Source organism: Nonlabens sp. Asnod3-A02 (assembly GCF_045063755.1).
Taxonomy (GTDB): Bacteria; Bacteroidota; Bacteroidia; order Flavobacteriales; family Flavobacteriaceae; genus Nonlabens; species Nonlabens xylanidelens.
This window is the reverse complement of record NZ_JBEFOC010000007.1, coordinates 533,293-549,567: the sequence shown is the minus strand read 5'-3', so window position 1 is coordinate 549,567 and position 16,275 is coordinate 533,293. Positions and strand designations below refer to the sequence as shown.

The 16,275-nt window shown below is 33.9% G+C and carries 13 protein-coding genes and 1 pseudogene; 4 read left to right on the top strand and 10 right to left on the bottom strand.

Annotated features, from left to right (window positions below; all coding sequences use genetic code 11):
- Positions 1-79: 79 nt before the first annotated feature.
- Positions 80-805, bottom strand: coding sequence for a peptidylprolyl isomerase (locus ACJJVN_RS05825; RefSeq protein ID WP_104515305.1), 726 nt, complete (start codon positions 803-805; stop codon positions 80-82).
- On the opposite strand from ACJJVN_RS05825, the gene ACJJVN_RS05820 reads away from it, so the two are divergent.
- Entirely contained in the window at positions 796-1,443 is a 648-nt protein-coding gene (locus ACJJVN_RS05820; protein WP_405377438.1) for an NUDIX hydrolase, read from the top strand. The two genes, ACJJVN_RS05825 and ACJJVN_RS05820, sit on opposite strands and share 10 nt — an antisense overlap.
- Positions 1,444-1,504: 61 nt before the next feature.
- Positions 1,505-2,308, top strand: coding sequence for a 1-acyl-sn-glycerol-3-phosphate acyltransferase (locus ACJJVN_RS05815; RefSeq protein WP_104515307.1), 804 nt, complete (start codon positions 1,505-1,507; stop codon positions 2,306-2,308).
- 341 nt (positions 2,309-2,649) lie between these two features.
- On the opposite strand, the pseudogene ACJJVN_RS05810 reads toward ACJJVN_RS05815, so the two are convergent.
- The 4 genes and pseudogenes from ACJJVN_RS05810 to ACJJVN_RS05795 all read right to left on the bottom strand — a co-directional run.
- Positions 2,650-4,008: pseudogene (locus ACJJVN_RS05810) on the bottom strand (ABC-F family ATP-binding cassette domain-containing protein); the annotation flags it as partial.
- A 425-nt stretch (positions 4,009-4,433) separates the two neighbouring features.
- Entirely contained in the window at positions 4,434-5,627 is a 1,194-nt protein-coding gene (locus ACJJVN_RS05805) for a THUMP-like domain-containing protein (RefSeq protein WP_405377437.1), read from the bottom strand.
- Positions 5,628-6,728, bottom strand: a complete 1,101-nt coding sequence (locus tag ACJJVN_RS05800) for an AI-2E family transporter (protein WP_104515310.1) — start codon at positions 6,726-6,728, stop codon at positions 5,628-5,630.
- Between the two features lie 3 nt (positions 6,729-6,731).
- Positions 6,732-7,373 carry a DUF4159 domain-containing protein gene (locus ACJJVN_RS05795; protein ID WP_104515311.1) on the bottom strand — a complete coding sequence of 214 codons (642 nt, stop codon included), beginning with the start codon at positions 7,371-7,373 and terminating at the stop codon, positions 6,732-6,734.
- Positions 7,374-7,503: 130 nt separating this feature from the next.
- Here ACJJVN_RS05795 and ACJJVN_RS05790 point away from each other — a divergent pair, with 130 nt between their 5' ends.
- Complete coding sequence (locus tag ACJJVN_RS05790; RefSeq protein WP_405369394.1) at positions 7,504-8,265, top strand: DUF1223 domain-containing protein; 762 nt, start codon at positions 7,504-7,506, stop codon at positions 8,263-8,265.
- Here the strand turns inward: ACJJVN_RS05790 and ACJJVN_RS05785 are convergent.
- Together ACJJVN_RS05785 and tsaD are read right to left on the bottom strand one after the other, a co-directional pair.
- Positions 8,252-8,959: a 16S rRNA (uracil(1498)-N(3))-methyltransferase gene (locus tag ACJJVN_RS05785; protein WP_104515313.1), complete on the bottom strand. Its 708-nt coding sequence runs from the start codon at positions 8,957-8,959 to the stop codon at positions 8,252-8,254. The two genes, ACJJVN_RS05790 and ACJJVN_RS05785, sit on opposite strands and share 14 nt — an antisense overlap.
- Complete coding sequence (tsaD, locus tag ACJJVN_RS05780) at positions 8,959-9,975, bottom strand: tRNA (adenosine(37)-N6)-threonylcarbamoyltransferase complex transferase subunit TsaD (RefSeq protein WP_405377436.1); 1,017 nt, start codon at positions 9,973-9,975, stop codon at positions 8,959-8,961. The genes ACJJVN_RS05785 and tsaD overlap by 1 nt, the downstream gene beginning before the upstream one ends.
- A 143-nt stretch (positions 9,976-10,118) precedes the next feature.
- Here tsaD and ACJJVN_RS05775 point away from each other — a divergent pair, with 143 nt between their 5' ends.
- Positions 10,119-14,477, top strand: a complete 4,359-nt coding sequence (locus ACJJVN_RS05775; protein ID WP_405377435.1) for a translocation/assembly module TamB domain-containing protein — start codon at positions 10,119-10,121, stop codon at positions 14,475-14,477.
- 7 nt (positions 14,478-14,484) lie between these two features.
- Here ACJJVN_RS05775 and ACJJVN_RS05770 read toward each other — a convergent pair whose 3' ends face one another.
- The 3 genes from ACJJVN_RS05770 to recF are packed head-to-tail and all read right to left on the bottom strand — an operon-like array spanning position 14,485 to position 16,257.
- Positions 14,485-14,784 (bottom strand): DUF721 domain-containing protein, encoded by a 300-nt coding sequence (locus tag ACJJVN_RS05770; protein ID WP_104515316.1) that lies wholly within the window; start codon positions 14,782-14,784, stop codon positions 14,485-14,487.
- Positions 14,771-15,181 carry a lipocalin family protein gene (locus ACJJVN_RS05765; protein ID WP_405377434.1) on the bottom strand — a complete coding sequence of 137 codons (411 nt, stop codon included), beginning with the start codon at positions 15,179-15,181 and terminating at the stop codon, positions 14,771-14,773. The genes ACJJVN_RS05770 and ACJJVN_RS05765 overlap by 14 nt, the downstream gene beginning before the upstream one ends.
- A complete protein-coding gene (gene recF, locus ACJJVN_RS05760) occupies positions 15,178-16,257 on the bottom strand; it encodes a DNA replication/repair protein RecF (RefSeq protein WP_405377433.1) in 1,080 nt (359 codons plus the stop codon). The genes ACJJVN_RS05765 and recF overlap by 4 nt, the downstream gene beginning before the upstream one ends.
- Positions 16,258-16,275 lie beyond the last annotated feature (18 nt).

Sequence of the window (16,275 nt, the reverse complement as noted above, 5' to 3'; positions counted from 1 at the left end):
CTAAGATTAAAAAAAACACCCCTTGAAATCAAAGATTTCAAGGGGTGTTTTTTTTTCTAAACCTAGACATTACAATAACCTAATCTATAATTTCCATATCTATAAAAATATCATTTTTAGGCCAGTCACTGTCATCTTTTTCAACTTTAGAAATAGCGTCTGCAACCTCCATACCTTTTACTACCCTACCGAATATAGTATGCTCATTATCTAAATGTGGGGATTTACTCAAAGTGATAAAAAAATCAAATGGATCATGCCAGTTTTCTGGATTATTAACCCATTGTTTTGCACTACTTAAAGAACCTCTTTCATGACGCACGTTAGGTAAAAAGTGTGGTTCTAGTTTATAATTCCCTGCACTAGCTCTTTTTAAAGAAGGCAGCGTTTCATCACTATTACCAGCCTGTATGACAAAACCTTCTACCACTCTATGCACAAAAGTGCCATTAAAATATTTATTCTTTACTAGGTAGATAAAACTGGCTCTATAAATAGGTGTTTCTGTAAACAGCTCCATTTCTATATTTCCATAGGTAGTCAATAATCGCACCTTAGTTTCTGGATTTTCTTTTCCGTAACGTGTAAAGAATACTTGAACACTATCTTGAGGTATATAAGAAAGTAAGGTATCACCATTTGCCGATATTTGTTTCTTATACGTCTTTTCTAAAATACGCTCTGCTCTAGTTAATCTCTTAACCGTATCTTGTTTTTTTTCATTTTTGATATCTACCACATGTGGACTATCTTTACAAGAGATACTTAATAGTATAACTGCTAAAATCAATACTAGTGACTTCATTTGAGGATTTTTTAAATCAGATTTCAAAACTAAAGAAATTACCACTTCCAGGGCCACAATCTCAGCTTAAAATGGCTGCTGTGGAACGTCTAGAAGAAATGCAGCAAATTGCGTTAGAAAAAAAAGAACATAAAGAAGCCTCTGTCATGATGTTGATTTACCCTAAAAAAGACATCCCTTATTTTGTACTGATAGAACGCACCCAATCTACAGGTAAACACAGTGGTCAGATCGCTTTTCCTGGCGGTAGAAAAGAACCTACAGATGCAGATAATAGCGTCACGGCATTGCGAGAAACAGAAGAGGAAATAGGTATATTAACAACGCAGCAACATTTAATAAGACCCTTAACATCTATCTATATTCCACCTAGTAACTACATGGTTTTTCCTTATCTCGCTTTCGCGAAAGCGGAACTATCATTCACACCTCAATTAAGTGAAGTAAAATCTGTGATAGAAATCCCTCTAGAGAGTTTAATGGATACTAAAAACAACTCTACTACCACACTGTCTACCAGTTATATGGAAAACGCAACGGTACCTTGTTTTTATTTTAACGAAGTTATGGTATGGGGAGCAACGGCTATGATGCTACAAGAAATCAAAGATCTTTTTATTACTGCAGGTTTTAAATAGAATGCGATAGTTTAAAAAGCTATTACTATCTTTGTAATTCGCCTAAAATTAAAAAAACTACATGGGATTATTTAAAAAAAATCCTTTCGGTCATATATTATTTCTCAAAAAATGGCTCATACGTATTGCTGGTGCATTATCGCACAGACGCTATCGTGGCTTTAATGAGATGGATATAGAGGGAAGTGATATTTTAAGAAATCTACCTGAAACAGGTGTGCTATTTGTTTCTAATCATCAAACCTACTTTGCTGATGTGGTAAGCATGTTTCACGTATTTAATGCCGCATTAAAAGGTCGTGATGACAGCATTAAAAACATAGGTTACTTATGGAATCCTAAGCTAAATGTATATTATGTAGCTGCCAAGGAAACTATGCAAAGTGGCTTACTGCCTAAAATACTTTCTTATGCTGGTGCCATTACGGTAGAAAGAACCTGGAGAGCAAAAGGAGAAGAAATTAATAGAGCCGTAAACCCTAACGACACAAAAAATATAGGTGTTGCTCTAGATGATGGATGGGTAATCACCTTCCCACAAGGAACTACAAAGCCTTTTAAGCCTATTAGAAAAGGAACTGCTCATATTATAAAGCAATACAAGCCTATAGTCGTACCTGTTGTTATCGACGGTTTCCGTAGGAGTTTTGATAAAAAAGGATTGCGCATTAAAAAGCGTAATATTTTACAATCTATGGTTATTAAAGAACCGCTAGAAATAGATTATGAAAATGACTCTGTAGAAAAGATCGTGGAGCAGTTAGAGTTTGCTATTGAGCAACATCAATCTTTCTTAAAAGTAATTCCTGTAGAAGAAATAGAAGCTCAAGAAGAGCTGAATAAACTACGTCAGTGGGAATATTAGAAAAATAAAAATGTCCTGAGATTTAAATTAAATCTCAGGACATTTTTTTATAGGTTGATTTTAAATCTCTACAAATTAATATCTGCTATACTTTTAATTCTATTGCGTTCTAAGAATGCATCTATGGTTTCAAAGTGCTCGATAACGCGTTGTTCTTTAAACTCAAATACTTTCTCAGACAGTCCTTGAAGGAAATCACGATCGTGAGAAACGAGAATAAGCGTACCGTCATAAGTAGAAAGTGCCTCTTTTAAAACATCCTTAGACTTAAGATCTAGGTGATTTGTAGGCTCATCAAGAATTAATAGATTAACTGGTTCTAGGAGTAATTTTACCATAGCAAGTCTGGTTTTTTCTCCACCAGAAAGTACACTTACTTTTTTCTCTAAATCGTCACCACTAAACATGAAACGACCTAATATATTTTTAATTTGTGTTCTTACATCGCCATGTGCAACGTCGTCTACCGTTTGAAAAATAGTCAAATCTGGATCTAATAACGCTGCCTGATTTTGTGCAAAGTATCCCACTTTTACATTATGACCTAATTCGCAAGTCCCTTCTACTTCTATTTCTTTAAGAATAGCCTTAATCATAGTAGACTTACCTTCTCCATTACGACCTACGAAGGATACCTTCTCACCTCTAGCGATAGACATATTTGCATCTTTAAAGACTACGTGATCACCATAGGATTTTGATACATCGTTTACTGTAACCGGATAATCACCAGAACGAGGCGATGGTGGAAAACTAAGTTTCAAAGCGCTATTATCCACTTCGTCTATCTCGATTATTTGAAGTTTTTCTAGCATGCGCTCTCTAGAGGTAACTTGATTAGTCTTAGAATATGTTCCTTTAAAACGTTCTATAAAAGCCATGTTATCGGCTATAAATTTTTGCTGCTCTTGGTACGCTTTTACTTGGTGCGCTCTACGTTCTTCACGTAGTACTAAGTAATGAGAGTAGGTAGCTTTATAATCAAAAATGCGTCCCATAGTTACTTCTATAGTACGGTTTGTTATGTTATCAATAAATGCTCTATCGTGAGAAATCACCATAACAGCGTCTGCTTTATTCACTAAAAAGTCTTCTAACCATATCACCGATTCTATATCGATGTGGTTAGTAGGCTCATCTAGAAGTATTAAATCTGGTTTTTGCAGTAAAATCTTAGCTAGCTCAATACGCATGCGCCATCCACCACTAAACTCTGTAGTCTGTCTGGTAAAATCTTCTTGTTTAAAACCTAAACCTTTGAGAGCTTTTTCTACTTCGGCATCATAGTTAACGTCTTCTAGAGCATAAAACTTCTCTCCTAACTCTGTTACCTTTTCTATGATTTTCATGTACTCATCACTCTCATAGTCAGTTCTAACAGTAAGCTCGTTATTAAGATGATCCATTTCGGCTTTCATCTCAAAAACGTGCTTAAAAGCTTTAGCCGTTTCTTCAAAAACAGTACAATCATCTTCAGTAAGTAAATGTTGTGGCAAGTATGCAATTACAACATCCTTAGGTGCTCTTACATGACCACGTGTTGCACTTTGAGCACCTGCAACTATCTTCATCATCGTAGATTTTCCTGCACCATTTTTACCCATTAAAGCTATTTTATCTGTAGGGTTTATTACAAATGAGACATCGCTAAATAAGGTGGTACCACTAAATTCTACGGCAAGATTATCGACTGTGATCATGATTATATTTTAAGAATGCAAAAGTAATTGAAAAGTATGTGAGTGTTGAGCTTTTGAGTCTTTGAGTAGTCGAGTATTTATTAACTAAAAATCTAATTATCTATATTTAAAGAATTAAAAATTTATGAAGCTAATCATTGATATTTTGAAAAAGACTCCATTTTGGTCCACATTTTTCGTAATTACTTTAATTCCTTCTATTTGGTTATTGAGAGGAATAGGAACTTGGGACACAATGGTTTTTATGTTTATAAGCTTTCCCATTAATGTCATTGCTCTTACCATTATTATAGTTACCTATACAATTAAACGTAAGGAAGATATTTGATGAATTATATATAACATAATGATTATCAAGTTTTTAAAACAAAAATACATAATCTAAAGAATGTTCATATAGGCTGACATTTAACCACAAAAAAGAACTATAATTTAATCGCTTCGATCACAATACTACCCAACTCTTCAGAACTAGTAAAAAACAAGTAATCGGTTTCATGCTCTGAAAACTGATATTTCTTACGCAATTGTGCAACAGACTCTTTGTGATTGCGTGTTACAACTCCTCTAGCACTTTTACCGTAAAGCCTTTTAATTTTTTTAGGCTTGTTATCAATTACGTTTTTGATTTCAAATACACGACCTGGGAAATCTATTAAATGCTCTGAAGTAAATAGATGAGCATCTTGGTCTAATTTGGCTAACGGATATTGTTCTAAAATCGCGTCAAATTCTTGCGATTTCATTACCGCAGCATTAGGTTCATATAAATATTTCAAAGGGCTAGAATAACGCCCTATCGATTTATACTTTATTACAGATTCAAATACAGGCTGGACTGTTAAAAGATTTACACATTTAACTACCGGTGTATCTACCTGATCTTTGTTGAGAATCCATAACAATTCTTTTACCTCATTCTTAACCGCAACTATATGTAGGCTACTTACATATTTTAACTGCTGCAATCCAGCTGTTATGTCCAGCATGGGTGAGGTTTTAATCATGATTTGCTTACCTTTTTCTAATAAAAGCTCAAGGTTTTCTATCACATTAGGCTCATAATCTTTTAAAAGTACTGCCTTTGAATGGCTCGCTGTTTTGCGACTAGGGTCTATGTATATTAAATCATACAGGGAATTATTTTCTTTTAAAAATTGCATTCCGTCTGCACAATATGATTCCGTTTGAAGACCTTGTACTTTAAAAGAGTGCTGTGCATACTCTTGCAACTGGCTAGATAATTCTATGTGTGTTGTTGTTGTTGTTGTTGTTGTTGTTGTTGTTGGGCACGCTTTCGCGAAAGCGGAAACATCAACACCAAAACCACCAGTAAGATCTATTATACTATCGATCTTAAATATTTGAGATTTATAAACCGCGGTAGCTTGTGAACTGGTTTGCTCAAGATTTACCTTAGGAGGATAAATAATCTGGTCGTTCTCAAAAAATGATGGGAATTTACTGCGTGCTTTCTGTAAACCTATCAATTGTTGGGTCAACTCAAGATTAGTCACCTCATTAAAAGGATGTTTCTTGAGCATAAAAGCAGCAGCGTTTTCATGCAAACACGATCTTAAATATGCCATTACTTCTGGCAGAATTACCTTAAGATTCATTTATAAATTTTGAGTCAGTTTCTTAACGATTTTATATTCACTCAAGAATTCTTTTGAGATCACCTTTATCGCTGTGTAAGTAGGCACAGCAAGTACTAGACCTAATATACCGAATACAATACCTGCTATTAAAATAACAATGAATATTTCTAAAGGATGTGATTTTACACTTTTTCCAAAAATTAAAGGTTGATTTAAAAAGTTATCAATGGTCTGGACTAAACCATAACCTACGAATACGATGATTAATTGCGGTAAAATAACGTCAGAAAAGTTAGATCCTAAATTATCACTTATTACAAATGCAGACATAAGTACATAACCTATGGCAGGCCCTAAATAAGGAACTAGGTTCAATAATGCACAGAAAAAAGCGATGATAATAGCGTTTTCTACTCCTACTATAAATAGAATAACACTATAAAGAACAAACAGAATTAGAACCTGAAACACCAAGCCTATAAAGTAACGTGACAGGAGTTGTTTAATCTTTGTAAAAGCTCTTAAAAACTGACCTTCATTACCTTTTTTAGAAAAAACTAAAACACCTTCTAATAGTAAACGACTGTCTTTAAGTAAGAAAAACGATATAAAAAGAATGGAAAATAGGCCTATTGCAAAGCTACCTAGCGTACCAAAAAAACCATTAACGAACTGAGGAATAAGGTCCATATTAAAGTCTTGGTAATAATCGGTTTTTTGTAATCTCTCTAATAAATTTACTCTTTTAATTCCAAAATAATTACTTATTTGCTCATTAAGCACCTCTATATTAACCTGTAACTCTTCTAAGTCTATCTGGCTTAAATTTTCACTTTGCTCCGTAATAACAGGTATAACCATCATGACAACACCTATGATGATCATAAATAATATGAGTAATGTTATAATCACAGCAATGGTGTTATTAAACTTTAATTTATCTCTCAATAAAAGTACGATAGGTCGACCTATAAGAGAAAAAACTGCTGCTATACCTATATAAGCAAGTACCGACTGGATTTCCCACAAGAACCAAAGTAAAACAAGGATACCAAAGATGATACCTAGCGCTCTTAGTATACCAAAAGCAATGGATTTAGAATGTACTGCTTTGCTCATATTCTAGTTGGTAAAAACGTATTTAATAATATTTGCGCCCATGTCTAGTGCTTTTTTACGCACCGCCGGTGGATCGTTGTGTACCTCTGGACTTTCCCATCCATCCCCTAGATCACTCTCAAAGGTAAAAAGAAGGACTAACCTACCTTCATGAAAAAGACCTTTGGCCTGTGGTCGCTGACCTTCATGTTCATGAATTTTAGGGAGACCTTTTGGAAAATCTACATAACTATGAAAAATAGGATGTGTAGATGGTAATTCTATCAATTCCTGTTGTGGAAAAAGTTTAACGAGTTCTTTATTAAGATAAGGCTCCATACCATAATTATCATCTATATGTAAAAAACCACCACTTAATAAATAGTTTCTAAGGTTTTGAATATCGGCTTCATTAAAGACAACATTTCCATGTCCTGTCATGTGAATAAATGGGTATTGAAAAATATCAATACTGCTTACTTCTACCGTGGCAACCTCTTTATCTAGTTGTGTTTTTAAATTCTCATTACAGTATTGAACAAGATTAGGCATAGCAGTGGGATTAGAATACCAGTCACCACCACCATTATATTTTAAAACAGCAACTTGTTGAGCGTTAACAAAAATGGAGCTTAATAGAATTAAGAATACAGTAAATATTTTCATAAGAAAGCAAATTACAAACTTATATGACAATAGTTATTAAATGTTATTAATTTTTGTGTAAAAAAAATAAAATAAAATCGTTACGATAACGTTAATTTTTTATATTTGAAGACATCATAATCCCCCCGTTATGAACATAACAACCTCTCAAAAAATACTGTTACCTATACTCAGTTTATCGGTAGCATTCTGTATGCTCGCATTTCAACATATTGAAAACAGCTCGCAACCCATTCAATTTTCACCTCAAAAAAACCCTGTAGTTATTGAACTATTCACGTCTCAAAGTTGCTATACTTGTAACAATGCAGATGCGGTAGCTAATGCAATAAAGGATTATGAAAATGTCATAGTTCTCTCCTATCATGTAGACTACTGGAACAGTTTAGGGTGGAAAGACACCTTTTCTGACGCTAGACATACAGACTATCAACGTAGCTACGAGAACAAGTTGCACCAACCTTCTTTTACTCCACAAATGATAGTAAACGGTACTACAGAATTTGATGGTACTAACATAAGGATGCTCAACAATTCCTTAAAAAAGACAAGTACAACAGAAAAATTAATGAGTCCTACCGCTTCTAGAAATGGTAGAACTATTGATGTGTCTTATAACCTAGAAAGTAATCAAGATTTTACTGATGCTTATGCACTGCTATTAATGGACTCTTTTGAAATAGACATAAATAAAAGTCCTAATACTAATATGACATTAGTAAATCCTAATGTAGTTTTAAAGAAAGTACCTTTAAAGACCAGCGTAGAAAAAGGTATCCAAACTTTTGAATTACCGAGTATGATTAATGAGAACAATAAATTTAAGGTTGCTCTTTTATTACAAGATGAAAATATGACTGTAGTAGCTGCGTCTATGGCTACTGTTCTATAAAACTATTAAAAACTGCAGCGGCATAAACTCCTGCAGTTTCTGTACGCAATCTTTTAGTTCCTAACGACACAGGTGAAAAGCCTGTGTTGATTGCTGCCTCTATTTCTCTACTTGATAAATCACCTTCTGGACCTATAATAATCGTTAGGTCTTGCTCACGATTGATTATGTGAGTCAATAATTTTTTATCCGTTTCTTCACAGTGTGCGATGCATTTTACACCCATTACTGGATTTTCTAAAAACTGATTAAAGACTGTTAATTCTTTTATTTGAGGCAAGTAAAACTGATTGCTTTGCTGCATTGCACTCACAATTATCTTTTTAAACCTTTCTAGATTTATTTTCTTTCTCTCGCTGTGGTCACACAATAATGGTGTAATGGAAGCTATTCCCATTTCTGTAGCTTTTTCTAGAAACCACTCCATACGGTCATTCATCTTAGTAGGGGCTATTGCTACATGTAGTCTCGGAGATTGTTGAGGGTACGCTTTCGCGAAAGCGAGATCTATATTGCATTTACTACTAGTAACCAGACTTATGGTTCCATTAAAGAGGTTTCCTGCCCCATCTGTTATATGGACAGTATCTCCTACTTTTTTACGTAAAGCCTTAGTCATGTGACGCGCTTGTTCTTTATCTAAGTGAAGAACAGTAGTATCAAGGGTAATATTTTCAAAATAAAATAATTGCATTACATTTCTATTCTAGGTGAAGCAGTTACTTCCATGCCTGCAAAGTTTCCTTCTAAATATTTAAAATATCCTGATATACCTATCATCGCAGCATTATCTGTAGTATATTGAAATGGAGGTATAAACACATTCCATCCTTTATTTTTATATGATAAAAGCTGGGCTCTAATACCTGAATTTGCACTAACACCACCACCTATCGCAACAGATTTAATTCCGGTTTGTTTTACTGCTTTTTCTACTTTTTGAAAAAGAATTTTAATAAGCGTGTACTGTATACTAGCGCATATATCTTTTAGATTTTTCTCAACAAAATCAGGATCTTTTTTTACCTCTCTCTGTATAAAATACAATACGGCAGTTTTAAAACCACTAAAACTATAATTAAGGTCTGGCGCTTTAGGTACAGGAAATGGGAATTTCTTAAGATCTCCTTCTTGAGCTAATTTATCTATTTGAGGACCTGCTGGATAACCTAACCCTAACATCTTACCACTTTTATCAAAAGCCTCTCCTATCGCATCATCTTGAGTGGTACCTATGACTTCCATTTCATGATAATCTGTAACTTTTACGATTTGGGTATGCCCACCGCTTATGGTAACCCCTAAAAATGGAAAATCTGGAGTTTTTTGATCTTCATTAATAAAATGTGCCAGTATATGACCATGCATATGATGAACATCTATAAGTGGTATATTTAATGCTAGAGATAATGATTTTGCAAAACTAGAACCTACTAAAAGACTTCCCATAAGTCCTGGACCTCTAGTAAAAGCAATAGCAGTTAAGTTTTCTTTTGATATACCAGCCTGTTTTAATGCCTGATCTACTACAGGAACAATATTAGACTGATGTGCTCTAGAAGCTAGTTCTGGAACGACACCACCATATTTTGTATGTATCTCCTGACCAGCGACTACATTAGATAATACGCGATCATTTTTAAGAACGGCACAAGAGGTATCATCACATGATGATTCAATTGCAAGAATGTATGAAATTTGTGTATCCATTAAGGCAGAAAGGCATAAAAATTGGTAATCTTTGCAAAAGTAAATGATATATCATTAAGAAGCTTCTTAAAATACTAGCGAAAGCCGCTCTTGTACTTCTAATACTATTTATTTTATTAGTAGTAATTTTTTCTTTTCCAGCTGTGCAAACCGCAGCTGCAGATCGTGCGACGACCTATCTTAACGAAGAATATGATACAGATCTCAAAATAGAATCTATAGACATCTCATTTTCAGGAGACGTAATACTCAGAGAATCAAGAGCTCTAGATTCTAGAAAGGATACGATCTTTTATTTTAAAGAACTTAAATCTTCTATATTAGGTTTTGGAGATTTGTTGGGTGGACAGCCTGATTTAGGTGACACTTCTATAGATGGGCTTTATTTTCACATGAAAAGGTATAAAGGTGATAGTGACGATAATTTAACAGAATTCATCAATAAATTTGGAGAAAGTGAAGGGACATCTACAACACCATTTATACTTACCACTGACGATTTAAACATTACTAATTCTAGAATAAGTATAGTCGATGAAAATTTAAAGTATCCTGAAACTTTTATGGCAACAAATTTCAATCTACAATCTGATGGGTTAAAGATTGAGGGGTCTAACATTTCGGCCGTGATAGAAGATGCTAATTTTGACATGTACACTGGTGTAATGAAACCAGATGTAAATGGTAATAAAATTTTAAAGGTTAAAAATCTCAAAACTGATTTTTCTTATACCCCATCACAAATACTTGCAACCGACTTAGTTATTAATACCGCTGGGTCTATTCTTGAAGGTGACTTAAAAATGTCTTATAATAGAGAAGATTTTATCGATTTTGTAAATAAAGTCGATTGGGATTTTCATATTAAAAAAGCTGATTTATCTACTAACGAGTTGAGAAAATTCTATGATGAAATAATCGAGAATGAAACAGTACAATTAACCGGTGTACTCACAGGTCCATTAAATGACTTTACTGTAAATAACATGCTCGCTACAACATTGAGCGATATCACTATAGATGGTAATATGCGATTTAAGAATCTTATAGAAAATGAAGATGACTTTTTTATAGAAGGTGATTTTGATAATCTACAAATAAGTAACACAGACTTAAAACGATTTTTACCCAATATTCTAGGTAATACAATGCCTACCGAATTGAACCAATTAGGAACCATTAAAGCTGCTGGTTATGCAAGTGTCAATGCCAACAGAGTGGTAACTAAATTATCCGGATCTACACGTAAGGGTAATTTTAATTCTGATTTAGTTTTAAACGATATTCAAAGTGGCAATATCGCTTATAATGGAAACATTAAATTAAATCAAGTTCAATTAGGCTCTATACTAGGTCTAGAAGAATTTGGTGTAGTGACCTTAGATCTAGATGTTGATGGACGTGGTTTTGATCCTGAAAAAGTAAACACTACGCTAAGAGGTGAAGTAGCTCAACTAGATTTTAATGGCTATTCTTATAAGAACATAGTCGTTAATGGGAAGTTCAAGAAACCTATTTTTAGAGGGAAAGTTTCTATCAATGATCCTAATCTTAGAATGAACTTTAATGGACTAGCCGACCTTACCGCTGCTGTTAACACCTATGACTTTAAGGCTAGAATAGAACATGCAAATTTAAAAGCTATCAATGTGTTTACTCGTGACTCTCTAGCTATTCTAAAAGGAAATATAGTCATGAACATGAAAGGGACCACACTGGACGATGCTGTAGGTTCTATAAAAATTAATAATGCTAGTTACAAAAACCATAATGACGATTATGTCTTTGAAGATTTTGCAATAGAATCATCTTTTATAAACGACGAGAGACTCATCACTATTAATAGTCCCGACATTATAGAAGGTGAACTATCTGGAGTATTTAAACTTGCTGAAATCCCTGAACTATTTAAAAATAGTATAGGTAACGTTTACACCAACTATAGGTCAGAAAATATTACTAAAGATCAATATCTTGATTATGAGTTTAAAATTTATGATAAAATAGTAGATCTTGTATTCCCTGAAATTGACTTAGGTGAAAATACTATTTTAAAAGGTCAAGTAGCTAGTAACGAGGCTCAGTTTAGAATGACATTTAGATCTCCAGATATTAAGGTTTATGATATTGAACTGGATCAGGTTAATGTTCAAATAAACAATCAAAACCCATTATTTAATACATTCATTAAAGTAGACCAAGTAAAAAATGGTGTTTATGATATTGAAGACTTTCAGTTGATAAACGTTACTAATAAGGACACTTTACTTTTCCGTACTAAGTTTAATAGTACAGCACGTGAGACTGATAAATTCAATTTGAGTTTCTATCACACTATTAATGATAATAATGAGTCTGTTGTAGGGATAAGAAAAAGTGATGTCGTTTTTCAAGGTCAAAAATGGTTTTTAAATAAACAAGATCAAGAAGTGAAATTAAAATTTGACCATGATTTTAAAACTTTTAAATTAGACAGCCTAGTTGCAAAACACCAAGAAGAATTAATTACTATAGTAGGTGATGTTGCTGGAAAAGACACCAAAGATCTTCACTTAGACTTTAAAGATGTACGCCTCTCTAGTCTTACATCTCCTATAGACAGCTTAAAACTAAAAGGACACATAGATGGAGATCTATCGTTAAAACAAATTAACGGTAAGTATGCGCCTACTAGTGATTTTACGGTAAAAGGATTTGAGGTAAATGAAACACCATTAGGTGATTTTGAGCTATCTGTTACTGGAAATGATGACCTAAGTAGATACAATGTCAACGCGCAGCTTAAAGATGATGTTCAAAAAACATTTACAGCATCTGGTAATATTGATGCGAGTGGAGCCACCAGTAAGATAGATGTTAACGCAGTTTTTAAAGATTTTAATCTCGTCGCCTTAAGTCCCTTAGGTGGTGAAGTTCTCGATAATATAAGAGGTTTTACATCTGGACAAGCAAGATTAACAGGAGACCTACAAGCACCAGATATAGTGGGCTCTCTCAAAACGAGAGATGCAGGTCTAAGAGTTCCTTACTTAAACACCGATTTTGATATTGAGAATAATTCACAGATTTCAATTACATCAACCTCTTTTGATTTCAATAGTTTACAACTCAAGGATACAAAATACAATACCAGAGGTGTTCTATCTGGTACTATAAATCATAAAAACTTTGGTTTCTGGGATTTAGATCTTAAAATAGAATCAGAAAAATTGCTTGCTCTAGACACGCAATTGACACCAGATGCTCTTTATTATGGAACTGCATTTATCGATGGACAGGCCACTATTACAGGCCCTACTAATGAGCTTTTCATTAACGTAATCGCTACTACTGGTGAGGGAACCGTTTTTAAAGTCCCTATAGATGACGGTGAGTCTCTAGGTGACACATCTGCCATTTACTTTTTAAGTCCTGAAGAAAAGAAAGCACGTATTTCTGGCGAGCAAGTTATTACAGATAAAATAAGTGGTCTAGAACTAAGGTTTGAACTGCAAGTCACACCTGATGCCGAAGTCGAAATAACAGTAGACCCAACTAACGGAAGTTATATACGCGGTAGAGGTGTCGGTAATTTACTATTAGAGATTAATACCAACGGTAAATTTATAATGAACGGTGATTTTATTGTTACCGAGGGTATATACAATTTTAAATATGCTGGTATCGTAAATAAAAACTTTACTATAGAACCAGGTGGTACCATGGACTGGAATGGAGATCCTACTAATGCAAATATAGATGTAGAAGCCGTATACAATACTAGAGCAAACCCTTCTATATTACTAGATAACCCTAACCTTAACGCACAAGTTCCTGTAGAGGTTCTTACTAAATTACAAGGTGACTTAAGTTTCTTTGATCCTGAGTTTGTTATTAGATTTCCTAATACCAATTCTGTTGTAAGCTCAGAATTACAGTACAGACTAGATGACAAATCTCAAAGACAGTTGCAAGCACTATCACTAGTAGCTACAGGCTCATTCTACAACCCAAATAGCATAGGCCAAAATGCTGTTACTGGTAACGTGGTAGAAAGTGTTACAGGAATTGTAAATGACCTAGTGAGTCGTGAGGATAGTAAATTTAACTTTGGAGTAAGCTATGAAGCGTCAGAACGTAACCCTAATTCTGACCTGGAACGTGCAGACCGTTTTGGTATAACACTAAGTACACAAATAACAGACCGTGTTTTAATTAATGGTAAACTAGGTGTTCCTGTGGGCTCTACCAGTTCTAGTGAAAGAGCTGTAATAGGTAATGTAGAAATTGAATTCTTAATAAATGAAGATGGAACTCTACGTTTAAAACTATTTAATAGAGAAAACACCTTACAACAACTAGGACAACAAGAAGACTATACTCAAGGTTTAGGACTACAATACCGTATAAACTTTGACAGTCTTAAAGAGCTGTATGAACGCATCTTTAAAAAGAAAATGGTTAAAGCTAGAGAGGTAAAAGCAAGTGAAGAAGTAGACAGCACACCAGTACAGTTTAAATAATAGTTTATTACCTCAACACTATTTTTTCTATCATATCTTTACCTAAATGCTCATTAAGGTTTTTAATGATCATGGTACGACCATACATAAGTTCTTGTCTTAATACAGAAGATGATAAATTAACAAATAAAGTTCCTGCTGTAAACTTTAATTGCGTGGTGTAATTAGTAACACCTGGTCCCATGATGGTATTCCATGCTCCTTCTACATCTACTTTTTCAAAACCTTTTTGCAACTTACTTTGTGATTTAAAATCACTTAATAAATCACTCATGCTTACAAAATCGTTCTTCTTATTGTTTCTCATCTGGCGTATATGCTTTGTAGGTGTATCTCGTACCGTTCTCGTGAATTAAAACCAAAGTCTCTTCAGTTGCTTTTTCAACTTTCTGAGTATAGGCTTGTTCTCCTTGTTTAAAAGAAAGCCATAAATCGCCTTCTTTTTCTTCCCAAACAAAACTCACAGGATCACCATAGGATACAAAGCTACCATCATAAGTTGGACTTACACGATTTTTTACACCTTTAAATCCATCTATTTCAAAATGGTCCATATGATTTGAAAAAGGGAACTCACGTTCACTTCCATTAGGTAAAACCACTTGATCTATATTCCAGTAACCTTCTATGGCTTGTATTTTGTCCTCATTACTACTGCATGAAATGAATAAAACAGCTAGTACTATGTAAATTAGATTTTTCATAATTTAAATATCTTATAAGATTGTTCTGTTTGTTTAATCACAGCCTCTGTTCGTTCTGGGTGTGTGTCGCTTATAAATAGCTGTCCAAATTGATCGTCGTTAACCATGTCTATAATTTGTGCTACCCTAGATTCATCTAATTTATCAAAAATATCATCTAATAGTAAGATAGGTACGGTACCACTTTCTTGTTTTATGAACTCAAACTGCGCCAGTTTTAATGCCGTTAGAAAGCTTTTTTGTTGCCCCTGACTACCAAATTTTTTAACGGCATGATTATCCAGCAAGAATAACAAATCGTCCTTATGCGTTCCCACACTAGTGTACTGCAATTGCATATCTTTTTGTTGAGCACTTTTTAAAACTTGTGCAGCATCTGCGTTATTGAAATCGGCTTTGTAATATATATCCACTACCTCTTCTGATCGAGAAATTTGATGATAATATTTCTTAAAAATAGGAGTAAAAGATTCTAAAAACTCGGTTCTAGTTTTATGAATAAAACCACCTATAACAACTAGTTGTTCATCATAAACAGCAAGAGCATCACTATCAAAAGTACGATTGATAAAGAAGTACTTAAGCAATGCGTTACGCTGCTGTACCAGTTTATTGTAATTAATTAACTTAGTTAAATACAACGAGTTGCTTAGTGATATCACACCATCTAAAAACTTGCGTCTGGTATCACTACCTTCTATTATTAAATCTCTATCTGCTGGAGAAATTATAACCAGAGGTATTAACCCTATGTGATCACTAATCTTGTCATATATTTTACCATTGCGTTTTACGACACGCTTCACTCCTTTTTTTGCGCTGACTACTATTTTTTCATCTTGATCTTTTTTAGAAAAATTACCATTAACCACAAAAAACTCTTCATTATGCTTAATATTCTGAATAGTAATGGGATTAAAGTAACTTTTGGCAAAAGCAAGGTGATAAATCGCGTCTAAAACGTTGGTTTTTCCTACACCATTGTTCCCTACAAAGCAATTTATCTTCTTATCGAAGTCAAATTCTGCCGAAGAAAAGCTTTTATAGTTAATAAGACTAATAGAATTAAGATGCATAGAAGAATACGGTAACTA